Here is a 364-nt window from a genome sequence, read left to right on the forward strand (position 1 = left end):
GGTTCGGAGAAGACGTCGTTCCGCTTCGACGGCGTCGGACGGCACGGCTCGAACACATCGTCCATCACCTGGGGTTGGCGCTCGGCGGCCGGCCGGCAGCAAGCTTCGCCAAGCGGCTCATGCTGCCTGTCAGCAACGATACCTTGCTGCGGGTGGTCCGCCGGCGGGCGGCGATGCCGATGGATCCCTTGCTTGTTGTGGGTATTGATGACTGGGCGTTCCGGAGAAATCGTCGGTACGGGACCATCGTGTGCGATTTGGAGCGTCGGCGGATCGTTGCCTTGCTACCCGACCGGGAAATGGCGACCGTTCAGGCGTGGCTGTCGAAGCACCCGGGCATCAACATTGTGTCGCGAGATCGCGG

1 protein-coding gene is annotated in these 364 nt (G+C 64.3%); it reads left to right on the forward strand.

Going from position 1 to position 364, the window contains the following annotated elements:
- Positions 1-364 (forward strand): transposase (locus AC0L30_RS43155; protein WP_473406809.1); only part of this gene is annotated, 364 nt, incomplete at both ends.

This window comes from Bradyrhizobium sp. MI1.11, from assembly GCF_055811255.1.